The organism is Mucilaginibacter gracilis, from assembly GCF_003633615.1.
Taxonomy (GTDB): domain Bacteria; phylum Bacteroidota; class Bacteroidia; order Sphingobacteriales; family Sphingobacteriaceae; genus Mucilaginibacter; species Mucilaginibacter gracilis.
Genome location: NZ_RBKU01000001.1, coordinates 4,635,871 through 4,659,231 on the forward strand (window position 1 = coordinate 4,635,871; position 23,361 = coordinate 4,659,231).

General features: G+C 42.0%; 16 protein-coding genes. 7 read left to right on the forward strand and 9 right to left on the reverse strand.

The annotated features are described in order from the left end of the window. Positions 1-114 precede the first annotated feature (114 nt). Both BDD43_RS20625 and BDD43_RS20630 read right to left on the reverse strand, forming a co-directional pair. A complete protein-coding gene (locus tag BDD43_RS20625) occupies positions 115-1,089 on the reverse strand; it encodes a FecR family protein (protein WP_121199451.1) in 975 nt (324 codons plus the stop codon). Positions 1,090-1,171: 82 nt separating this feature from the next. Beyond that, positions 1,172-1,759: an RNA polymerase sigma factor gene (locus BDD43_RS20630; protein ID WP_121199452.1), complete on the reverse strand. Its 588-nt coding sequence runs from the start codon at positions 1,757-1,759 to the stop codon at positions 1,172-1,174. A gap of 262 nt (positions 1,760-2,021) precedes the next feature. Here BDD43_RS20630 and BDD43_RS20635 point away from each other — a divergent pair, with 262 nt between their 5' ends. Further along, complete coding sequence (locus BDD43_RS20635) at positions 2,022-2,213, forward strand: hypothetical protein (RefSeq protein ID WP_121199453.1); 192 nt, start codon at positions 2,022-2,024, stop codon at positions 2,211-2,213. Between the two features lie 178 nt (positions 2,214-2,391). Here the strand turns inward: BDD43_RS20635 and BDD43_RS20640 are convergent, their stop codons facing one another. From BDD43_RS20640 to BDD43_RS20670, 7 genes are all read right to left on the reverse strand, one after another. Beyond that, complete coding sequence (locus tag BDD43_RS20640) at positions 2,392-3,306, reverse strand: glycerophosphodiester phosphodiesterase family protein (RefSeq protein WP_121199454.1); 915 nt, start codon at positions 3,304-3,306, stop codon at positions 2,392-2,394. A gap of 65 nt (positions 3,307-3,371) precedes the next feature. Then, on the reverse strand, positions 3,372-4,787 hold the full coding sequence (locus tag BDD43_RS20645) for a RagB/SusD family nutrient uptake outer membrane protein (RefSeq protein WP_121199455.1): 1,416 nt from the start codon (positions 4,785-4,787) through the stop codon (positions 3,372-3,374). 11 nt (positions 4,788-4,798) lie between these two features. Further along, positions 4,799-8,275 carry a TonB-dependent receptor gene (locus tag BDD43_RS20650; RefSeq protein WP_121199456.1) on the reverse strand — a complete coding sequence of 1,159 codons (3,477 nt, stop codon included), beginning with the start codon at positions 8,273-8,275 and terminating at the stop codon, positions 4,799-4,801. A gap of 251 nt (positions 8,276-8,526) precedes the next feature. After that, positions 8,527-9,645, reverse strand: coding sequence for a FecR family protein (locus BDD43_RS20655; RefSeq protein ID WP_121199457.1), 1,119 nt, complete (start codon positions 9,643-9,645; stop codon positions 8,527-8,529). 66 nt (positions 9,646-9,711) lie between these two features. Continuing rightward, complete coding sequence (locus tag BDD43_RS20660; protein WP_121199458.1) at positions 9,712-10,308, reverse strand: RNA polymerase sigma factor; 597 nt, start codon at positions 10,306-10,308, stop codon at positions 9,712-9,714. 350 nt (positions 10,309-10,658) lie between these two features. After that, positions 10,659-11,780, reverse strand: coding sequence for an ISAs1 family transposase (locus tag BDD43_RS20665; protein ID WP_121195558.1), 1,122 nt, complete (start codon positions 11,778-11,780; stop codon positions 10,659-10,661). Between the two features lie 118 nt (positions 11,781-11,898). Further along, entirely contained in the window at positions 11,899-12,123 is a 225-nt protein-coding gene (locus tag BDD43_RS20670; protein WP_147425695.1) for a hypothetical protein, read from the reverse strand. Between the two features lie 235 nt (positions 12,124-12,358). Here BDD43_RS20670 and BDD43_RS20675 point away from each other — a divergent pair, with 235 nt between their 5' ends. The 6 genes from BDD43_RS20675 to BDD43_RS20700 all read left to right on the forward strand — a co-directional run bounded on the left by BDD43_RS20675 (position 12,359) and on the right by BDD43_RS20700 (position 23,339). Next, on the forward strand, positions 12,359-14,149 hold the full coding sequence (locus tag BDD43_RS20675) for a 7TM diverse intracellular signaling domain-containing protein (protein WP_121202061.1): 1,791 nt from the start codon (positions 12,359-12,361) through the stop codon (positions 14,147-14,149). Positions 14,150-14,556: 407 nt separating this feature from the next. Then, the gene (locus tag BDD43_RS20680) at positions 14,557-16,404 is read left to right on the forward strand and encodes a glycoside hydrolase family 2 protein (RefSeq protein WP_246001690.1); all 1,848 of its coding nucleotides are present in this window, start codon (positions 14,557-14,559) and stop codon (positions 16,402-16,404) included. A gap of 9 nt (positions 16,405-16,413) precedes the next feature. Then, complete coding sequence (locus tag BDD43_RS20685; protein ID WP_121199461.1) at positions 16,414-17,673, forward strand: glycoside hydrolase family 5 protein; 1,260 nt, start codon at positions 16,414-16,416, stop codon at positions 17,671-17,673. Positions 17,674-17,785: 112 nt separating this feature from the next. After that, on the forward strand, positions 17,786-20,818 hold the full coding sequence (locus BDD43_RS20690) for a SusC/RagA family TonB-linked outer membrane protein (RefSeq protein WP_162847133.1): 3,033 nt from the start codon (positions 17,786-17,788) through the stop codon (positions 20,816-20,818). Between the two features lie 20 nt (positions 20,819-20,838). Continuing rightward, complete coding sequence (locus BDD43_RS20695; protein ID WP_121199463.1) at positions 20,839-22,404, forward strand: RagB/SusD family nutrient uptake outer membrane protein; 1,566 nt, start codon at positions 20,839-20,841, stop codon at positions 22,402-22,404. A 20-nt stretch (positions 22,405-22,424) separates the two neighbouring features. Then, positions 22,425-23,339 carry a PKD domain-containing protein gene (locus tag BDD43_RS20700; RefSeq protein WP_121199464.1) on the forward strand — a complete coding sequence of 305 codons (915 nt, stop codon included), beginning with the start codon at positions 22,425-22,427 and terminating at the stop codon, positions 23,337-23,339. Positions 23,340-23,361 lie beyond the last annotated feature (22 nt).

Sequence of the window (23,361 nt, forward strand, 5' to 3'; positions counted from 1 at the left end):
ACAACATACGTTTGCTCCTTCATCAAAAAATTGAAAAACTGGCAAGTTTTGGAGTTCACGTTATTGTAGACATACATGGGCACAAAAAACAATTGTTTTTTGTGCTTTTTTAGTTTATTTATACCGTATAAAAACCTCCTCTCCGTTTATTTTATAATTTATAGGAGTTATTTTATTGATAAGGTCGAGCATTTCACGGATAGATTCGCTTTTAAGTGTAAAGCCATACCTTATCGAGGTATCGGGATTTTCGATATGAATCTTTATCCCGTACCAATGCTCCAGTTTGGTAAAAACCTCCCCGGCGGCGGCATTTTCAAACCGCAGCACACTTTTCACCCACAAAGCCTCTGTTTCAACGTCGCAGCTATAACTCAACCACCGGTGTAAATTCTTATTAACCGCAACCTGGTATCCCGGTTTCATTGTCGCCATTGTTTTATTATTCGTGGGGTCAATAAGCGATATTTTACCGCTAAGCAACGAAACCTTAGTATCCCGTTCGTCCGGGTAGGCCGATACATTGAACTCCGTTCCATGCACTTCTACATTAACTTGCTCTGTTGCAACTACAAAGCGGTGTTTTGCATCCTTTTTTACCTCAAAAAATGCTTCCCCAATCAGACGCACTTCCCTATTGTCTTCGCTAAAGTCGTTGGCGTAGGTAATCTTTGAGCCCGAATTCAACCAAACCTTCGTTCCATCAGGCAATAACAATTGCGATTTTTCGCCTTCACTCGTCAATACTGTAAAATCGTACTTGGTTTTTTGGTGGAAAGCAGCATAATATGTACTAATGATAAGCAATGGAATGGCCAATACCGCAGCATATCTCCACCAATTAGTGCGGCGGCTGTTCCTGGTATTTTCGACGCCTATTTGCTGATGAATATTTGATAGCACACCAAATTTAGTTGCCAGTTCCATGGGTTCAGCCAATGAATAACCGTCCCACAACGATTGGAGTCCAGACGAAATTTCTTCGTCTGTCGAATCTTTAACCTGATCCTTTAAATCAAGATATTGCTCATAGGTAATTTCTCCTTGAAAAAGCTTCTCCAGAAGATTCTTAAAATAGCTGCCCTGCATCTCGGTTTATTTGGTTTTAAGAGATACGCTAAAACGGCAGAAAAGTCCCGGTTATAATTTTATTTTTTTTCAGGCACGTATTTTATTGTTTAAGCATCATCAAAAGAATAACGTGTAAAAGCGGTGTCAATTCCTGTTTGATTGTCTTTAAAGCCAGAGACAATTGGTTTTTTACGGTTTTCTGTGATATATCGAGTTGTTCGGAAATCTGTGTGATTGTTAGTCCCTTTTCCTTACTGAGTTCAAACACTTCCTTCTGCCGTGGAGGTAATTTTTCTTTTGCGCTTTCCAATTTCGCCGTAAAGTCATCAAAATTTATCTTCTGACCCATGTAATCTTCTACAGGGTGTTGGTATTCGCTTTGGATATAAGTGTCAAAATTTATATTTTGTACCTGTTTCCGAAAGGAATCCATCACTAAATTTTTCGCAATGGTGTACAAATATGATTTAAATGACAACTCGATTGAGACACTTTCCCTTCTTTGCCAGATACGAAGAAACGTTTCCTGTAAAACATCTTCTGCTATTGATGGGGATTTTGTAAGATTTAAAACAAAGCCGTAAAGCAGGTCGGCGTAGATAGAATAAAGCTTGTTGAAATCTGCCTGACGGCCGCATTTAAGCCCCTCAATATGTCGAATATGAATATCTTCTATCTCCTTTTTCATAACTGGTTTAAAAAACAAAGGTGTGGGCTACCCATGCAGGCGACAAATATATAATTCATAGATATAAATACCTAAATCTGCTATGAAAAAGCAATGAAGTATTTTAGAAGTTAAGGTGGATAAACCACATTTGATTAACCCCGCTTGGCCAATTTAAAAACAACCACCATTAGTGCTTAAGTTCAAGATCTTAGGAGAAGAAAGTAAATCGGCGAAGAGAGGCCAGTGCTATCGGTTTAGCCACATTATACTTCAACCATTCTTGAAAAAAGATTTTGGCGGCCATTGGCGAACCGTACACCCAGAACATATTGAGTATTATGAGGATCTATTTTACGAAGCCTTGGAACAAATCGAGACCGAGCCGGCAAAGGAAGAAAAGAAACTTAAGAAAACCATCATAACCTGTGGCAATGGTTACTTGGATGCGATATTGCAGTTAGGCAGCAAATAGCAACAGGCGTGTACGTCGCTAAAGAACAATCCGTATTCTTTATCGTAAAGGCAGATTTTGATGGAAAAAACGACAACCTGCTAAGAATCTGATTTGCAGCATGTACCTTACCTGGCAACTTTGGAACTATTTGTTGATAATCTTGGTAGACTATTACTTTAACTAACGAGATTATGTATTATTGGTGCAATTTTTTCTCTTTTAAATAATTAAGCAGCTCTTTTGGACGATCTGTTTGAATAATGTTGGCTCCTTTTTTAAGTAGCCAGCCCCAGGTTTCATCCGGGTTGTTTTCTTCTACAGCTTTATCGTCATCGTGGCCACCATTAAGAGATGGCCAAAGACTATTTAACCATAAACCGAATTTTTGATGTTTCAGCAAATCCATCTTAGCTATAAGCGATAATGTATCTGACTTAAAAACCGGCTGGAAGATGGTATTAGGATAACCAAAATAGCTGGCGATGATTTTCCCGGCATTTGGTTTGGTATAATTGATTATAGGCATAATAATGACCGAAGTATCAATTGCCCCAAAACGGGTAACAATACTGTTGTAATACGTATTATCATCTATGTTGATTATCGCTTGTTTGGTCATGTCGTGTTTTTTTAACATTTTAACTACATCATCGAAATATTCATAGCCTTTATCTACATCAATAATAACCTTATCCTTTGCCGCAATTAAAAATTCCTCAAAGGTTGGTATCCTATGGTTTGACGGTACGCCATTTCCTTTTCTCAGGAAAAGTTTTTTCAGTGAATCAAGAACAAAGTTCTGAGGATAACCCTTACCTGTCGTCGTTCGATCAATAGTTTTATCATGCATCACAATCAAAACGCCATCTTTTGTTTTTTTTAAATCCAACTCAACAATGTCTACACCCATACCGATAGCATTTTTTAACCCTTGTACCGAATTTTCGGGGGCATTACGCCAATCGCCGCGATGTGCAGCCACCAAGACTTTATTACTTTGCGGATTAAATACGCTTTTTAGTTTTTCCTGAGGAGATTGCTGGGCACTTGCCAATGATATCAGCAACAAGAGAGGAAATATGATCAGTTTTTTAAAAGATTCTTTTTTCATACGAGTTGTATATGAGGTTTTAACAGGAAATATATGAGCTAATACATTTCCTGTTAAAACCTTATTTAATTATAACCAGGGTTTTGAGATAAAATTTGCGGGTTGTTTACTTTTTGTATTTCGGCGTTAGGGATAGGGTAAATCAACCGAAAATCGGGCACGTCGGTTATAGGAGCTGCGCCCGTTCCTGAATTCTTCAGTAGCTGCGTTTTGGCGCTTTTCGTCCTGATCAGATCAAACCATCGCTGGCCCTCTAATGGAAACTCCAACCACCTTTCCTGAATAATAATATCGCGCAGCACACTTTGACTTGTATACTGCGCTGCGGTAAATGGAACTGTAGGACTGGAGCGCTTTCTCACCTGATTAAGCCAAAACAAAGGACTTGACTCGCTTGTGACATCGCTGTTTAACGCAGATATTTCATTTAAACATTCGGCATACATCAACAGCACATCCGCATACCTTAAAACGATAAAATCATTATCAAAGTTTTTTGTTGTAGCATCGGGCACATCAGCATATTTATTGATGTAATAGATACTACCGCTTTTTGTAAAAGATAAAAGTTTACGTCTTGCATCTGCCTTGTAAGCTGCAATTAAAGATGCATTTACTTCTGATGTGGTAGAATCTGCTCCCGGGCTGAACCATGCACCGTGACCGCCGCCTGTGAGAGACTTTGCAAAACGGATAGCAAAGATAACTTCGCTGTTCATTTCTGTTGATACCGAAAACACATTAGCAATGTTTGTTTGTAATGAATAACCTGCGTGTTTAATTACATCAAGAAGTACCGGCTGTGCAGCAGAAAAATTACCTTCCGTTATATAAACTTTTGATAACAATGTTTTCGCCGCAGAAGCTCTTACCCGGCCCAAATCGGTAGACGCATAAGTTTCGGGCAGTTCAGTAATTGCGGTGTTTAAGTCAGATTCAATTGATGCGTAAACATCGGCAACGCTTGAGCGCGGAGTCGAAAGCGCTTCGTTTACAGAAATTGGTGTTTGAACGAGCGGCACGCCGCCGTACATTCTCACCAGCGTGAAGTAATATAATGCACGAATAAAACGCGCTTCTCCGTCGTACTGTGCTTTCAGGTTAGCGGAAAAGGTGGCGTTTTCTATCCGTGATGTTACCTCATTACATTTAAGTACCCCATTATACATATCTGACCAAGCCGCGGTGGTCAATGAGTTAGCAGACACGTCATTAAATTTATTGATCATGTATTGATCCTGGGAGCCTGCCGTAAAAGCCTTCACGTACATATTGTCGGAGCGGTATTCCACTAATGGAAAAATTTCCGTGGTAGGATAAGAACGTAAAGCTGAATAACAGGAAACAACAGCAGCGTTAAAGTCAGACGCTGTTACGTAAAAACTATTGGTTGTTACAGCGGCCTCGGGAGCCAGGTCTAAAAACTTTTTACAAGAAGTTAGCGAGCCAAGCAGTATGATGATGATTAAATATTTTTTCATGTCGGTTGAATTTAAAAAGTTAAATTAAGTCCCATTGCAATCGTTTTTGCTAAGGGGTATACGCCATAATCTACACCCGGCGTCAACTGGTTGCCGCCACCGTTCATATTGACTTCGGGATTATATCCAGAATATTTTGTAATCGTCAGCAGGTTTTGTCCGCTCAAATACAATCTTATTTTTTGGATATTTACTTTTTTAAGCAAAGATGTAGGAATGGTATAGCCAAATACAATATTTTGCAATCTTAAATACGATCCGTCTTCTACATGCCAGGAAGAAATTGTAGCATTATTACCTGTCGACTTCCGGTTAGCCCTGTTCACCAATCCGTTACCGGGGTTATTAGCATCAACATAACGGTTTAAAGCCTCTGTGGTATTGTTAATATTTCCTTCCATATTAGCAATATACCGGCGCGAAAGATTGAGAATCTGGTTACCGTAAACGCCCTGAAAAGATACAGACAGATCAAATCCTGAAAAAGAAAAGTCATTAGTAAAGCCGTAGGTGAATTTCGGGAAATAACTACCCACAATAGTACGATCTGCCGAAACATCCATTACGCCATTGCCGTCAACGTCAACAAACTTAAAATCGCCAACCTGTGACGTTGGGAAATGGGGATAACTTGCCAATTCGGCTGCCGTTTTGAAAATCCCGTCAGTTTTTAAGAGATAATAGCTACCGATGGGCTTACCTACCTCGGTTATAAAATAAGCCGTCGCTGTTCCACTTGATGTGATGATCGGCGCATTTTGAGTGCCCAGCTTGACTACTTTGTTGGTATTAAAAGAAATATTTGATCTCGTCTTCCATCTGAATTTCCCAAATGTGTTGCTGCCGATCAAAGCGATCTCTAATCCTTTATTATTAACCTGGCCAATGTTTTGTAAGGCGGTACTGTAACCAGTAATGGTAGGAACAGGCAAGTTTAATAGCGAATTAAAAGTGTTGCCATTATATATATCTACTTCAAAGCCAACTCTATCATTTAAAAACGACATATCAAGACCGACATTAGTCATGGCAGTTTTTTCCCAGGTTAATTCATCATTGCCATATTGTGTGGGGGCGGTGCCGACGCTCAGTGCCTGTGTTTGTCCGAAAACCGCAACACTGTTGCCAAGTAACTCCGACTGCTGGTAGTTACCGATTTTAAAGTTACCCGATACCCCGTAACTTGCCCTTAACTTCATATTGGTGATCCACTTGGCACGCTCCATAAATTTTTCAGATGAGACAATCCAGGCTGCAGAGGCTGATGGAAAATAGCCCCAACGGTCATTTTTCCCAAAACGGGAAGAACCGTCGGCTCTTAATGCAGCGGTAAAAAAATATTTTCCTGAAAAATCGTATTGCACCCGGCTTAATAAAGAAGCCAAAGTCCAGGTTTGTAAATCATAATCGGGCGTCCCTGAAAAAAAGCTTCCGCCCCCGGCATTTTGAACAGCATCATTAGTAGCCCCGGAAGTACTGTAACCTTCTTTCTTCATTTGATCTTTTTGTGTCGAAAACCCTACAAGTGCGCTGATATGATGCTGGCCCAGTGTTTTCTGGTAGTTTAAAGTATTTTCAGTCAACCAATCCAGGTAGGTGGTAGTGGAAGTATGGCCAATTGGGCTTGATGGTACATAGGAACCCGCTGCGTAATATTTAACACCGATAAGCGGGAGCGTTGATGGCCAATAAGTATCATTTCCATAAGTGTTATAAGTTGCTGCTGCGGATAATTTATAATGAAGATCTTTTAATATCTCCCAATCAAAAGAAACGTTACCCAAAAAATTGGCATGATCTACTTTGTTTTTATAAAGATTGGCTATTGCCACTGGGTTAACAACCTCGTTATGTTGATAATCGGTACCCAGCCTAAGTTTACCGTTGGCATCGTAATTATAAGATCCATCGGGATTATACACAGGCCATATTGGGCTTATGGCAAGTGCAGATTGAACTATGCCGTAATTTCCATAATAATCGTCGCTGTTTACCCGGTCTTCTGTTGAAAAGCTGGGTGTAACATTTACATTTACTTTGATCTTCCCTTCAGTAAAAGCGTAATTCATTCTTAGCCCGTACCTTTTGTAATCAGAATTGATGATAATCCCGTCCTGGTCTTCATAATTTCCCGAGATGTAATATTTTGATTTACTATTTCCACCGGATACGGAGAGGCTATGCCGCGCAATTGGGGCCGTTCTGTATATCAGGTCTTGCCAGTTGGTGTTGGTTAGCCCGGCAACAATTGCTCCCCCCGGAGTACCATCCGACTTTAAACCTAAATAAGGATATAGATCTGGTGGAATTTTATCATACGAATTTGGCCGGACAGAAGCCGGATCGCCTGGTTGAGGGTTTGGGTTGCTGGCTGTAGCCCCATCGCCTAAATATGCAGCGTTGTGGCCTTCGTAGGACAGTTGAGCATATTGGTAGGCATCCAACATCGGAATTTTTTTGGTGATAGATTGCAGTCCATACGAAGATGAGTAATTGACCGTTGTTTTGCCTTTTTTGCCCTCTTTGCCTTTTTTTGTAGTTATCATTACAACACCATTCGCGCCTCGTGAGCCGTAAATCGCAGCAGCAGATGCATCTTTCAACACGTCAATAGTTTCAATATCATTCATGTCTACAAGTTCGGTTACCTGTCCACTACCTAAAGGCACCCCATCGACAACATATAAAGGGTCAACACCGGAGGTAATGGAGCCGGTACCGCGAACTCTGATGTCAGTGGGTGAATTAGGCTTTCCGTTATTTTGGATGACTTGAACCCCGGACATTTTACCAACAAGGGCCTGGTCAAAATTTCCTACCATCTGATTTTCCAAATCGCTTGCATTTACGCTTGCAATTGATGTGGATACATCTTTTTTTGCTTGTGTGCCATAGCCAACCACAACTACAGCGTTTAATTGGCTGTTGCGATCTTTTAAAATAACGTTTATTTCAGTTTTGTTTCCAACGGTTACCGTCTGCGATTCGTAACCAACAAATGAAAAAACCAATACAGCTTTAGCATCAGGAACTACTATTTTGTAAGTCCCATCTTCCTGAGTTGCAACGGCGGTTGGTGAATTTTGAATTTTAACAGTAGCGCCGGGGAGCGGTTTGTTATACTGGTCATCAATTCGACCTGTTATTACAATGTCTTTAACCACAACTTGCGATGATATGACCGAGGTTGAGGGACTCTTAATTTTAAGTACTACAAACTTATCTTGTATTATATAAGTTATTGGCTCATCCTGTAAACAAATATCAAGGGCGGTTTCAATCGTCGCGTCTTTAATATTTATTGTTACGGGCTTTAAACGATTAATCAGATTAGCATCGAAAACAATGTCGTAGCCACTCTGTTTACGAATTTCTTCTATCACTGCTTTTAATGGAGCACCCGATTTTTTTATCGTAATATTTTGGGCGTAAGTTGCGGCGCTTACTTGCATGATACAGATGAGTATCATAAATGCGGTAATTTTCATGACCAGCAGAAATTTAGGAATGTAGGTTTCACTACAAAAATTTGTTGTACAAATTTTCATACATTTGGACGTTTGGGTTAGTAATTTCAATAATTTGTTCGCACTTTTTACTGGGGGAGCAACCTAAACATTTAACCGGGGGTGTTTGCCGCACTCCTGGTTTGTTTCGTCGCTTGGCTACCCTTAGGGTGAGCCTTGACGTAAAATTTTTTCCATGATTTTTTTATTTAAACTGACAGTTCTTTAAAGGATCATTGTGTTATATGTACCGTGTGCCCTTCGATCCTGAATTTAACAGCACCGGTTTGCTCAAATGCGCCGAGTACTTTAGATATATTTCTTGATTTTGAAAATCCTCCGCCCAGGAGAACGTTTCTGGGGTCGTAATCATAAATCACATCAATATTATACCAACGGGCAAGTTGGCGCATAGCGCTATGTAAATCCTCATCGTGAAAAATAAACTTGCCTGTCATCCAGGCCGTTTCAGCTTCGGTGTCTGCTGTTTGCAATAGAAGAGAGTTTTGTGTTACCAAAGTACGCTGACCCGGAGAAAGTATTTTAGCGATACCATTCGCGGTTACTTTTGCCGAACCTTCGACAAGAGTCGTCCTGATAGTTTGTTCATCTCCATAACTATTGATATTAAACGCAGTGCCAATATCATCAACAGTTTGATTCCCCGCTTTTACAGTAAACGCTTTGGCCGAATTGTGGGCTACTTGAAAATACGCTTCTCCTGTGATCTCAACATGGCGTTGATTACCGGTAAAGGCTATCGGGAAGGTGATTGAAGATTGCGAATTCAGCCATACTTTTGTCCCGTCCGCTAATACTAACGGGTACGGAGATACCTCACCTTTGGCGGTTGATAAGGTATTATATTGGATCGCCGTATTTGCACCGGTTTCGGTGTAAATAACCTCACTGGAGCCATTCACATTGATTTGTGTATTGCCTTGCTGGGCCAGTTTACCCGAAAGGCCTTTTATTAGCACTATCTTTTTTCCGTTGGCCAAAGTAAGGGTAGCCTGGTTATGGCCCGGCAATATATCCTGAGGCTGAATTTGAGCAGTTTGTTTTAATGCGGCAGGTTTGTGTAATATAAAATAACCTCCTATTGATATCGCTAATAATACAGATGCGGCAGCTATTTTACGCGGCCAAAGTCTCCCGATCTTCGCGGGAGGCAAAAAGTTCGCTTCATCTTCTGCGGCGATACCTGCATCGCGGTTCATGGCCTCGGTTAGATATTTATCCAGTCTACCTTCGTTAGCCAATTTGATAAATACTTCCAATTCCTCGTCCGTAGCAGTACGGTCAGAAAATCGTTGTACCAATAATTTATAATATTGTTCGTCGTCTTCCATTTCTTTACGCTTCTTTGGATAAGACAACACTCATATGGAGGGAGGGTAGTAAAAATGAAAATAATTTTACCGAAGTAAAAAAACAACTAAAACGCTAGCTAAGGATACCCCAAGCTCGTGCTCTACCGATGCTTTTAACACTTTCATAGTATATACCATGTGGTTTTTTACAGCACTCTTTGAAATCCCCAACTCCAGGGCAACTTCTTCGTAGGTACGGTATTCCTGGCGGCACAAGCGGAATATCTCCCGACTGCGTTCCGGTAGTTTGGATAATTCCCGTTGCAGAAACGCCGCATAGTCGTTTTCCAGCAAACGTTCGTCTGTAGTCTTCCGTTGCGCAACAAAATTTCTTACAACCTCCCCCATTGCCCTTTCAGAACGTAAGGCCGCTTTAAGGCTGTTTAGGGTATGGTTTCGGGCACTGATCAATAAATATCCTTTGAAAGACTGCACATGGCTCAATTGCTGCCGACCGTTCCAAAGCCTGATGAACACTTCCTGGGTAAGGTCATCTGCCAAAGCAGCAGAATGTACATATTTATATATAAACTGATAGATGTTTCTGTTATAACGCTCATAAAGAACGCTGAATGCCTCAGCACGGCCCGCGATCAATTCAGGCAATAGTTCTTCATCAGAAAGCGTACTAAGCAGATCCATTACGTGTAAATAAATTTACTAAAATGATGCGCCAAAGTAAGTTATCCATTGTAAACTAAACATTAACAATAGATTTTGCTTTATCGAATAAAACTGGTTTTTTAGAATACTAATCCCCCCCTAGAAACTTAACCGTATCAACATCCCATCTAAGAAAATTTGGAAGCTCTTAAAAACAGTTTATTTATCAGATTTAAAGATTTCATAGCACTTTGATGTGTACAATGAGGGCAACGGCAAACTTATGCAAAAAGAAAGCGATCGTTATTTTGTAGCTTTTTTGTGCAAATTCTGTGCACAAAAAAACCCAAACTTGCCGAAGTGCGGGGTTAAATCGCAGGGCCGACGCATTAGGAATTTGTTTTAGCGATTAATGAAAGAAGAAATTTATGGTTCCACCCGGCCATTTTTCTTTTTGCTTTCAGGCTGGCCTTACTGGTTTTGTCGGCTTTTAGGATATTTAGGGCTATCTTTCTGACTACGGCAAGGTTTTGGGCGGTCTGTTTGTTCCGTGTGGTATTGTAATCTTCGCCAAATCCGACATCCAACTGCCAGTGCAATTGGTTCTCAATGCCCCAATGTGCGCGGATGGCTTGGTTAAAATAGGCAGCATCAGCACGGAGGCTGGAGATATAGTAGCGGTCTTGTATGGAGTGGCTGTCACCTATTATCCTTTCCGAGGTTATTTTGATGATGGTCTTTATTCCCTTCCAATTTTCCTTTTCGTCAACCCAGTTAAGTTCATGAATGACTTTGCAGTCTCTGATCTCCGCCCGCCCGTGGCCCTTATCCAGGTGCTGGCTGTAACTGTCTTCTTTAAAGTTGAACTGATTGATTACCTGTTCATAAAGTGTTTCCTGGTTCTGTTTCAAAGCAAGGATATAATCGCCCTGGCTTTCGACAATCTGTTCAGCAATCGCTTTCTGTGTACCCATTGCGTCGATGCTTACTACCGCCCCTTTGATGTTCAATAGCGATAACAATGCTGGGATCGCCGTAATCTCATTGCTCTTGTCATCCACTTTTTGTTGCCCCAGTACCAACTGGTTACGACCCGACCAGGCGCTTACCAAATGCAAGGCCCCCAACCCCTGGTGTTTGCAGGCGCTGTTACAGATGCTCTTTCCATCGATAGCGATCAACTCCTTTTCGCCAGACAGGCCCGACTCCTCAAGACCCCGGCTAAGTTCCGCTGTCCAGGCACGAAAACACTGTTCAAAAAGCGCCGAATCGATCAGCATAAAAACCCGGTTGATCGTGTCATGACTGGGTATGCCGTTTTCAAGAGGCAGCAACTGCTTTAAAAAATCTTCTTTCTCCTTCCCGAATTCTTCCATCTCGTACCAGCTTTCTGCACCACATAGAACGGCCAATACCGACAAAATGATAACTTCCAGTAAATTGTGTTTCTTATTATTACCTGTACGAGGATCAGGTATCCATCTAAAATGATTGTGAAGTGAAGTCGTCATATGCTTTTACAAAGAAAAAACGCTAACCCGACTCTAATCCTCCCGAAACCACAAAAGTTATACCTACGTTTCCAACACTTTGTTCATAACCATATCAACTTTTAACTATTCTTATGCGTCAGCCCTGGGTTAAATCGTTGATTTTGTGGCTCCAACCTGGGTTCGAACTTATCTCTATTATAGGTTTACCATTGTAGCCTATGTCGTAACTCTCCACATAAATCTGCGTTTCCTTTTCGCTATTTTGAAACTGGTCGGCTTTTTCTTCCCTGTCAAACTTATATATCAGCAGGGCTTTGAACGGCACGAATCGCTCATTAAACTGTTGGGTGATATTTTTCATGGTCATAGTCTTTTAGTAACTCTCTCAACCTGTCCATCAGTCCGAATAAGCGGGTCTCAAAATCAAAATCTGTATTAGTCATTAAACTCCTGTATATTCGCATCTGCATATCCGATAAACCCAATTACCGAATTGAATGAGCAATAGGATACTTAGATATTTTCCTTTTCTGATCAGTATATTCTTACTTTGGGCTATTACGGCAACAAAAGTTCATGCGCAGAATTCCGTTTCCATGGATGACAGTGTCCGGCAGCACATCTTTTCCTATCACGAGATCTATGAATTTGTAGATAAGCAGGGAGATTTGAAGATACAGGATATTATTAAGCCAACTGTTTCTTTGAGGTTTATGCCCTCAGTCTCGTTTACGCCCAAGACTTATGACTGTGAATATACATATTGGTATCGTATCCGGCTAAAAAAAAGTGCGGTAGTATCCCATGAAAACTGGGTACTGGAATTTTACGATCAAACGATTGACCACATTGATATGTATGTGGAGCTCAGTCCGGGGCAATTCAAACAATATCGACTGGGCGCTGGTTTAGGATTTTCAAATCGCGCATTCCATCATAAAAACATCACCTTTTTAATTGATAAGAGTTTACCCGGCGACCGCGTGTATTATTTCGCGATCAGATCTGAGCAGCCAGCTGCGGTAATGATCGTTTTAAAGAATTTGACTTGGTTCATCCAGTACGGTTTACGCGAATATATTTTGCTTGGGGCTTTATATGGGATGATATTGATATTTTGTCTTTATAATTTTCTTTTATTTTTTGCGCTCAGGCAAAAGCAGTATATATATTATATTCTTTACAATTTGAGTATAGGCATTTACGAAATATGTTCGAACGGTATCGCCTATCAATATTTCTGGCCGAATTCACCACGCTGGAACGAGATCGCCTATGGCATAGCGCTTTATTCGGCTGCCACTTTCGCATTGTTTTTCACGAGGTCATTTTTGCATCTAAAGACCAAAGCGCCGCTTTTAGATAAACTGATTATTGGAACTATAGTTCTGCGAAGTATTTTTTTTCTGGCCTGTTTGCTGGTAGACAAGCATTTGTTTGTTTACAAGGTTATCGAAATTGTACCCATACTCTTAGCGTTGTTATCCGGCGTTTATGTATGGCGCAAAGGATATCATCCGGCGCGTTTTTTTGTAGCAGGATATTCCTTCATCCTTATTGGCTTTTTAATAAGGCTTATCAAAAGGGTAATTGTCATCAACCTCCCGTTTGGCCCTGCAAACTTCTATAGTCTAAGTTTTTGCCTCCTGGTCGAAATGCTCTTTGTTTCTTTTGCAATAAGCGACAATGTGCGTATCCTGAAAAGAAAAAAGGAAAAAGCTCAGAAGAGGATCATACTCGAATTACAGCATAAGCATACCCTAAAGGACGACTTGAACAGGCAACTCGAGATCAAAGTACAAGACCGCACCCGGGAAGTCGTAGAAAAATCAGCCATTATTGAAAAAAAGAACCAGGAACTAATGGAACAGGCGCAAGAGATCAGTCGGATGAACGCTCTTTTGCAAATGGATAACGCAGTACTGCATACCAACATAGAAGAAGTCACCCAGGCCAGGGTAATGTCGAAGGAGGTTAATTTTGACGAATTTAGCCGGATATACCCCGATAATAATGCCTGCTTTAAATTTTTGGCTCATTTGAAATGGGAAAATGGTTTTAAATGTTTAAAATGCGGTCATGAAACCGCTTTTAATGGCCACACACCGTATAGTAAAAGGTGCGCGAGTTGTGATTATGATGAATCGGTAACCACCAATACGATATTCCACAAAACTAAAATACCAATCAATAAGGCGTTCTACTTGGTTTACCTCTTGTACAGCACGCAAGGTAAGATATCCTCCTACAAGCTTTCTGAAGTGCTGGAGATCAGGCAGGCTACTTGCTGGTCCTATAGCGCCAAAATATTAAAGGTCATGGATGAGCGAAAAAAAGAACTCCGTAATGCTGGTGAAAAAGGCTGGAGCAGGCTTGTCCTTGAATAACTTCCCCATTCTCGTTTTATAATCAATAAATTCATCTTTAAGGCACCCTCGCTTGCCGGTTTAAACCTTCGTGATCATTAAACTAAAAATACTTCATTTTTTTTAAGCGTATTACTTTTTTTTTAAACGGGCTTACTAAAGTTGCTATCTGCGTGATATAGCAAATTTTAGGTAAAAAAACCAATGGTGTTTAAGTGTATTAATTTCATTTTAACTATCTATAAATCAATTAAATACGACGAATAAAATTGTTTTATTCATTTATTCTAAATTATATTTGCCAGCGTAAACCAAAGCAGTACAGCAGTATTTAGTGGCGCAACCGATGGTTAGCTGATAGGCGAAGCCGATTTAAATAAGCGTACAGCACCTCAGGGTGCCATAACCGATTAAAATATTAATACATCATGATGATCTGTAAACCTATTATTACAAGGCTTATTTTATTAATATCAGCGTTTTTATCGCTGCCTTTTTTGGCGTTTTCGCAAAACGATCTTATTGCTAACATTCCCTCCCGCAACACCATCAGCCTGAATGGTAGATGGCAATATATTGTTGATCCTTACGAAACCGGTTTTTACGATTACCGCTTTAAAGAACGTAAAGAGGCCGATGCCGAAGCCTACTGGAGCAGTGATGTTCAGGTTAATAAAATGGACAGGAAGGAGCATGGCTATATTGATAAATATACGCTGAATGTTCCGTCGGACTGGAACTCACAAAATGACAGACTGTATTATTATGAAGGCACGGTATGGTACAAAAAATCGTTCGACTATAAAAAATCGACAACTTCAAACAGGCTGTTCATTTATTTCGGCGCGGCCAATTACCGTACCGATGTTTACCTGAACGGAAAAAAATTAGGTATGCACAAGGGCGGATTCACGCCTTTTAATCTTGAAATTGCTGATTCTGTCCTGAAAGAAAAAGGTAATTACCTGGTGGTCAAGGTAGACAATAAGCGTTATGCCGATGAGATACCTACCCTAAATACCGATTGGTGGAATTACGGTGGTATTACCCGAGATGTGAAACTGGTTGAACTGCCCGCTTCGGCTATCATTGATTACTTTATTCAATTATCGCCGGCATCAACAAACGGCGAAATTGAGGGATGGGTTAAGCTGAACAACGCCGTTCCAAATGAAAAAGCGACCATTGAAATACCGGAATTGAAGGTAAAACATACTTTTAATGTAAATAATAACCTTGCCGAGGTTAAACTAACCCTTCCGCAGTTTCAATGCTGGTTGCCAGAAAACCCTAAATGCTACAAAGTAATTATTAAAACCAACAGTGATAGGGTTGAAGAGAAGATAGGATTTAGAACTGTAAAAGTTGCCGGAAAAAGCATACTGGTTAATGGAAAGCCTGTTTTTTTGCGTGGAATAAGTATACACGGCGAAATACCGCAAGGTAAGCGCCGCGCGCAAAGCCAAAGTGATGCGCTGCAATTATTAACGTGGGCCAAAGAGTTAGGTTGTAATATGGTGCGCCTGGCACATTATCCTCACGATGAAAAAATGACCCGCCTGGCCGATTCTTTGGGCTTGTTCGTATGGTCAGAAATACCGGTTTACTGGACGATAGATTTTTCGAGCGCGGCGGTGCTTGGCAAAGCACAAGCCCAGTTAAACGAAATGATAACCAGGGATCATAATCGCGCAAGCATTATCATCTGGTCGGTTGGTAACGAAACACCTGTTAGCGACATCCGAACTATCTTTATGAAAACCTTACTCCAGACTGCGAAAAAGACAGACCCAAGCCGCCTTGTTTCGGCAGCTTTAGAAGTTGATTACCATTCTGCCGAAAACCTGCGAAGTGTAGACGACCCTTTAGGCGAATATGTTGATGTTGTTTCATTTAATGAATACCTGGGCTGGTACGGCGGTACGCCCGAAAGCTGCCGCGATGCCAGATGGTCAACCAGGTACAACAAGCCCCTATTCATCAGCGAAACAGGTGCCGAGGCCCTGGGTGGCTACCACGGCGATGCTGGCACCTTGTGGACGGAAGAGTTCCAGGAGCGGTTTTATAAAGAGCAGGTTGCCATGCTGAAACGTATGCCTGATAATTATGTAGGTGCCTCACCATGGATATTGGCCGATTTTCGGTCTCCAAGACGCAATAACCCTACTTACCAGGAGGGCTGGAACAACAAGGGATTGATAGACCAGCAGGGCCGTAAAAAGAAAGCCTTTTACATACTAAAAAACTATTACAACCAAATACAAACAAAAAATTAGCATCCACTGATGAAAAAACTATTACCATACTATTTATTACTGCTTACCTTTTTAACGCAGGCCTATGCTGTGCCTCCAAAGTTTATTACCGTACAGGGTAAAGACGTTATTGGTGTTGATGGTAAACCATTTTTAATTAAAGGCAGCAACCTGGGTAATTGGCTGGTGCCCGAGGGGTATATGTTCAAATTAAAAAACACCAATTCACCCAGGCTAATTAACGAGATGATAAACGAGGTAATAGGCCCGGAAGAAACAGCGAAATTCTGGTCGGATTTTTTAGATACCTACATCACACAAAGCGATATTCATTATTTAAAGTCCATCGGTGCAAACTCTGTCAGGGTACCTTTTAACTACCGTTTATTTACCGGAGAAGATTACTTGAGTGCAAATGATGCAACCAGAGGGTTTACAATGCTCGATCGCGTGGTTAAATGGTGCAAAGCCGAGGGTCTTTATGTGATATTAGACATGCACTGCGCACCGGGCGGCCAAACAGGAGATAATATTGATGATAGTTTTGGATATCCCTTTTTATACGGAAGCGCAGCCAACCGTAAATTAACGATCGATATCTGGCATAAAATAGCCAACCGGTACAAAAATGAAACCGCAGTTTTAGGTTACGACCTATTGAACGAGCCGGTTGCTCATTACTTTGACGCTACAAAGTTTAACCCCCTCATTGAGCCTTTGTACAGGGATATCAGCAAATCGATCCGTAAGGTTGATAAAAACCATATCCTGTTTTTAGGTGGCGCGCAGTGGGATACCAATTTTGCCATATTCAATCAGCCATTCGATAGCAAAATCATCTACACTTTTCATAAATACGGCGATAAACCTGATTTAGGCTCAATAGCCCGTTTTATTGCTTTTAGGGATAAGTACAATGTTCCAATTTATGCAGGCGAAACCGGCGAAAACACCGACGAATGGATTTCCAAATTTCGTACGCTGTTGGAGAGCAATCACATTGGCTGGCATTTTTGGCCCTACAAAAAAATGGATAGTTCTAAAAACATTCTGTCGATCATCCCCCCGGCTAAGTATGATTCGCTGGTGAATTACGCAGAGGCCCCCCGAGGAAGCTTTAAAGAAATACGCAAGCTGCCATTACAAAGAGAAATGCTAAAACAAGTGTTAACCGAGCTTTTAGATAACTGCAAGTTTACGAAATGCAAGCCTAACGACGGTTATATTAAAGCGCTGGGGCTGCAGCCGGTAAATGCTATAGTAGCTACCACAACGCCTTTACCCAAATAGTATACCGTTAAATAATGGGATATGGTATATAATTAACTAACTGATAACCAAATACAAACCAGCAATTTTTAAAAACTAATTACTAATTATGAGAATCAATTTTACACAATTAATGCGATTTTTTTTACTTGTACTTTACCTTACCGTGTGCTGTACAGTGGTAAATGCGCAGAACACGAAAACAGTAAAGGGCGTTGTTAAGGATGTTGAAGACAATTCGGCTATTCCGGGAGCTACTGTTAAGGTAAAAAACAGCAGCGTTGGTGTTGCCACCGATGTTGACGGCAAATTCAGCATCAATGTCCCCGTGGGAGCAACAGTGTTGGTTTTTAGCGCCATTGGCATGCAGACCAAAGAGGTTACCCTTACCGATCAAATTACTTTACAAATTGTACTCAACAAGCAATCAACCACGCTGAACGACGTTGTTGTGGTAGGTTACGGTGTACAGAAGAAGAGTTTGGTTACCGGTGCCATCTCGTCTATTACAACGAAAGACCTTGAGGTACCGGGGCTGATGCGGGCCGACCAGGCTTTGCAGGGTAAAGCTGCGGGTGTAACCGTGATGTTGAACAGCGGCCAGCCCGGTGCAGGCGTTAGCATCCGGATACGCGGCGCGGGTACAAACGGATCCAACGACCCATTGTACATTGTAGATGGATTTCCGCGGGGAGACCTGGAGGCGATAAACCCACGCGATATCGAGACCATGGAGGTACTCAAAGATGCCGCCTCGGCTGCCATATATGGCGCGCGTGGTGCTAACGGTGTTGTTATTATCACCACCAAAGCAGGCAAGGCAGGTAAACCCAGGATAGATTACGAATATTATTACGGCATACAAAATACCCGTAAGAACCTCGACTTGTTAGATGCTACCCAATATGCGCGTATCCAAAACGAGGCGTTTTTTAATTCTAACCAGCCAATGCCGTTTTCGGAGAATGAGATAGCAAAACTGGGTACCGGTACTAATTGGCAAAAAGAGATAGCTTACCAAAACGCACCTATTCAAAACCACCAGCTATCTTTCTCGGGCGGGTCTGATAATTCAACCTACGCAACATCATTCTCCTATTTTACGCAGGCCGGCACCATCGCTAAAAACAAATCGGATTTTACAAGGTACACCGGGCGCGTAAATACAACGCAAAAATTTTTGGATGGTTTTTTGCATACCGGTGTAAACGTGAGCATCACCAATGTGCAGCGCGATGCCATTACATCAAATAGCGGTAATGCAGGCCCGATATTAAGCGCCATCAATATGGATCCGGTTACCCCGGTTATGAATGACGACGGCACGTTTGCCATCTCAAGATATGTTTCGCAGGAAGTTGTGAACCCCGTGGCACGCATCTATTATACCAATGGAACTTCGGGCTATACCCGTTTTAACGGAGATGCTTTTGGCGAACTGCACTTTACCAAAGATTTGAAATTGAGAAGCAGTTTGGGCTATGCCTTACAGTACGACGTTTCGGCTGGTTACACGCCAATTTATTACCTCAATTCAACAAATCAAACTATTGCCTCCGGGGCAAGTGCCGCTATGGCCGAGAGCAAATACCTTAATCAGGAGAATGTTTTAACTTATTCTAAGGTTATCAAGCGTAATTCTTTTACCGCGCTGATCGGAAACACAGTTAACACCGGTAAAGGTACCAATGTATCGGCCTCAAAAAACGGGTTGCTTTATGACGATCCCGCATATGCCTACCTCGATTTGGCTAAAGATAACACGAGTGCGTCGGCATCCGGTGGCGCATTTCACTCCGGTTTGATATCTTACTTTGGCCGGGTAAATTATGATTATGATGGTAAATATTTGGCAACAGCAACCATGCGTGCCGATGGCTCTTACCGCTTCGGCCCGAACAATAAGATAGGGTATTTCCCGTCAGTCTCGGTCGGCTGGAATGTTACCAAAGAAAAATTCATGGAAAACATAACTGCTATCAACTCTTTAAAGGTTAGAGCGAGTTGGGGACGTACCGGGAATGACAACATTGGCGATTACCAATATGTGTCAACCATTAGCACCTATGCCCGTAACTATTACTTTGGTAGCGGGGGCACGCAGGTTGTAGGCGCCTCGCCAAGCGGGGTATCAAACGACGACTTAAAATGGGAAACGTCTGAACAAACAGATTTGGGAATTGATGCTGAATTTTTAGGCAACTTTAACGCGACGCTCGATCTATATAAAAAGGAGACTATCGGCTTATTGGTGACTATCCCTATTCCGTTGTACGTTGGCAACTCTGCCCCAACGGGCAATGCGGGCAACGTGGTCAATAAAGGTATTGAGTTGAGCCTGGGCTACCATAAGGCTTTTGGTAAACTCTACCTGGAAGTTAACGCTAATGGATCCTATAACTATAACAATGTCACATACGTGGGCACGTCATCGGGCTTTATCACTGGTGCCGACGCAAGTAATCAAATGACCGGCGTAACCCGGATGCAGGCGGGTAACCCGATCGGGTTCTTCTGGCTGTACACCATGCAGGGTATTTTCCAAAACCAGGCAGAGATCAACAACTATCAAAAGAATGGTGTCCTGATCCAGCCGAACGCCGTACCGGGCGATATCAAATACCTGGATTTGAACAACGACGGAAAAATTGATAACCAGGACCGGTCTAATGTGGGTACACCGCATCCAAAATACAATTACGGGCTAAATTTAACCGCGAGGTATAAGGGTTTTGATGTGAATGTTTTTTTTAACGGTTTAGCCGGCAATAAAATATACAACAGTTTACACCGCTGGGACCTGCCTACCGCAAATTACCCAATAGCTGTACTGAACAGGTGGCACGGCGAGGGTACCTCTAATAGCTTTCCGCGTGTTTCTACCGGTGATCTGAATGGAAATTTTGTCAATCCCTCAACCTTCTTTTTAGAAGATGGTGATTACCTGCGGCTTCGCAATGCATCAATTGGCTATACGCTCCGCGATATTAAAAAGATAAAAGCTAAAACTATACGCGTTTACGTTACCGGCACCAACCTGTTTGTACTAACAAAATATACAGGTTTTGATCCCGAAGTTTCGGGGAGTGCCCTGGGTTTGGGTATTGATCGTGGCGTATATCCGCAGGCCCGTACCATTATTTTCGGAGCATCCATAGGCTTTTAAATCATTCAATTCAAAGTATCATGAAAGTAATTCAAAACTCTATAAAAATATTTGTGGCATTTATACTGCTGCTCAGCGTTGGGTGTAATAAAAAAATTGATCTCAATCCCATTACTTCTAATGTCGAAACCAATTTTTATAAAAACCAGGCAGATTGTTACCAGGGCCTGGCCGCGGCCTATAACGTTTTGTTGTGGGACGCGCCCCAAAACCAGAATGTTCCCTTCCAACTCGTTAGCGAAGTATTGGGCGACCGCTGCTTTACCGGTGGCGCTTCGGTAACGGATATTCCTACAATCGGCCGTATGGACCGCGGCAACATCCGTGTTGACGACCTGGCACCAAAAGCGTTGTGGTATAAATATTATACAGGCATCTACCGCTGCAACCTGCTGCTCGAAAAAATGCCCGATGCCCAGTTTGATAACCCCGCAGTTAGGGTAAGGTATACCGCCGAATGTAAGTACCTGCGTGCATTCTATTATTTTGACCTGGTACGCTTATTCGGGAATGTTCCGTTAATCCTCAAAACCTTATCGGCATCAGAGTACTCGCAAAAACAGGCCAGTCCCGAAACGGTTTATACCCAGATATCGCAGGACCTAACCGAGGCCATTAACGTTTTACCACGCTACAAAAATTTGCCGGCTGAAGAGCTGGGCCGGGTATCGTCAGACGCGGCACGTGGCTTGATGATGAGGGTTTGGTTATATTATACGGGCTATTATAAAAAGGCCGACCTGCCGGGAGTATCATCCTCCCAAATACTGAATATTAGCGAAGACCTGATTAATAACAGCGGGCATGACCTGTTACCCAACTTTGCCGACGTATTTAAATTAGATGCGCCATTTAATAATAATAACAAAGAATCGGTTTTTGAGATCCAATACTCAGCCTTAGCCTACAGCGGTAATTACAGCTATCGGGAAGAAGCTAACGGTAACCTGTCTGTGATGCTATGGTCGATGCGCGATCCCAACGCTTCCTCTCTGTATTCCGCTGGATGGTCGTTCGCACCGGTGGATACTGCCCTGTACAATAGCTTCGCCAGTACGGATGTCCGCCGGGATGCCACCTTGTTCTTACCTAAAGCGCAGTCGGTATCGTTTACTCCCGGCTACCAAAATACCGATATCTTCCCTAAAAAATGGGCGGCTCTAAAAACTAACCAATCTACCAAGGGCGATTATCACTTAAACTTTCCTAACCACTTTATTAATATCCGGTTTTCTGACGTGCTGTTAATGGCTTCTGAACTTCAGTTGCTGCATGGTGGCAGTGCCGTAAAGGCCCAGCAGTATTTTGAACGGGTGGCACGCAGGGCAAGGCCATCAACCTATGTGCCGCCAACAGTCACCCTTGATGTGCTATATACCGAACGCGACCTTGAACTGGCCCTTGAGGGTGTTCGCTATTGGGACCTGATGAGAAGAGGTCTCGATTATGCACAATCGAAAATCAACATTAACAGGGGCGAGCCCTTTATCAGCAAGTTCAATACCGCTGCCGCAGGATTGTTCCCTATACCTGATCAGGAAATTATTGTGTCGAACAATGCTTTGGTTCAAAATCCGGGATATTAATAATTAAGACAAGGAAAAATATGAAAAGGATAATACAAGTTGCATGCCTGCTGTTGATACTGGCGGCCTGCAAAAAACAAACAGCTAGTTTGGAAAACCCTATTGACCCCAATACCGTCAATATTATTGTACAAGCAACCAGTACACCCAATGTTTATCGTTTTATTAACGCCCAAATTGGAAAAACGGCCGTTGCCAAATGGGATCTGGGTAATAGCTCTACAGCTACTGGCGACACCGTGTTGGGTAAATACCCCTTTAAAGGCGATTATGTAGTTAGCCTCACGGTATTTAACGGCATTACAGCGGTAACAAAAAAGGTAAACTTATCGCTCACTTCTGATAATTTTGACCTTGACCCTGTTTACGGTTTATTAACAGGAGGTGCTGGCGCTGCGGCAGGCAAAACCTGGGTTTTGGATTCATTGTCAGACGGGCACGTAAAGCTCATTAACAACAACTCTAATACGCCATGGAATAAACTGCTCAAAACCGGAAAGGGCGTTTACGATGATGAGCTGAATTTTAAGTTGGCCAATAAAGAGGTGGTTTACAAAAACAACAACAGTTCTTATTGCCACGGCGGTACAATTGATGGTATAGCCCAATATCGTTTAAAAGAATTAAATGCCAACTGGGGAACTACAACCAGTGCTACCGCTGATGGCGGCGACTTACAGATTGCTTACACGCCCAACAAACCTATACAGCACTGGACCATGCAGGTGCGTAACGGCAAGCATTATCTCCAGCTTTACGATGGCGCGTTCTTTTTCTTTTACCGTGGGCAGGCCGACGTGATAGAATACGAGATCACCTCTATTTCTGAAAATGAAATGGTGGTAACCCACTATGAAAATTTGCCTGCATCAAGGGCCTCGCTTTTATGGCGCGATGTTTACCTGGTTATTAAAAAAGGCTATGTACGCCAATAATTAACCCTCTAATTTAAAACGA

Bases quoted from the DNA above. Each gene is read 5' to 3' on its own strand.
- BDD43_RS20625 (WP_121199451.1), bottom strand. From the start codon at position 1,089: ATGCAGGGCAGCTATTTTAAGAATCTTCTGGAGAAGCTTTTTCAAGGA.
- BDD43_RS20630 (WP_121199452.1), bottom strand. From the start codon at position 1,759: ATGAAAAAGGAGATAGAAGATATTCATATTCGACATATTGAGGGGCTT.
- BDD43_RS20640 (WP_121199454.1), bottom strand. From the start codon at position 3,306: ATGAAAAAAGAATCTTTTAAAAAACTGATCATATTTCCTCTCTTGTTG.
- BDD43_RS20645 (WP_121199455.1), bottom strand. From the start codon at position 4,787: ATGAAAAAATATTTAATCATCATCATACTGCTTGGCTCGCTAACTTCT.
- BDD43_RS20650 (WP_121199456.1), bottom strand. From the start codon at position 8,275: ATGAAAATTACCGCATTTATGATACTCATCTGTATCATGCAAGTAAGC.
- BDD43_RS20655 (WP_121199457.1), bottom strand. From the start codon at position 9,645: ATGGAAGACGACGAACAATATTATAAATTATTGGTACAACGATTTTCT.
- BDD43_RS20660 (WP_121199458.1), bottom strand. From the start codon at position 10,308: ATGGATCTGCTTAGTACGCTTTCTGATGAAGAACTATTGCCTGAATTG.
- BDD43_RS20665 (WP_121195558.1), bottom strand. From the start codon at position 11,780: ATGACGACTTCACTTCACAATCATTTTAGATGGATACCTGATCCTCGT.
- BDD43_RS20670 (WP_147425695.1), bottom strand. From the start codon at position 12,123: ATGAAAAATATCACCCAACAGTTTAATGAGCGATTCGTGCCGTTCAAA.
- BDD43_RS20675 (WP_121202061.1), top strand. From the start codon at position 12,359: ATGGATGACAGTGTCCGGCAGCACATCTTTTCCTATCACGAGATCTAT.
- BDD43_RS20680 (WP_246001690.1), top strand. From the start codon at position 14,557: ATGATGATCTGTAAACCTATTATTACAAGGCTTATTTTATTAATATCA.
- BDD43_RS20685 (WP_121199461.1), top strand. From the start codon at position 16,414: ATGAAAAAACTATTACCATACTATTTATTACTGCTTACCTTTTTAACG.
- BDD43_RS20690 (WP_162847133.1), top strand. From the start codon at position 17,786: ATGCGATTTTTTTTACTTGTACTTTACCTTACCGTGTGCTGTACAGTG.
- BDD43_RS20695 (WP_121199463.1), top strand. From the start codon at position 20,839: ATGAAAGTAATTCAAAACTCTATAAAAATATTTGTGGCATTTATACTG.
- BDD43_RS20700 (WP_121199464.1), top strand. From the start codon at position 22,425: ATGAAAAGGATAATACAAGTTGCATGCCTGCTGTTGATACTGGCGGCC.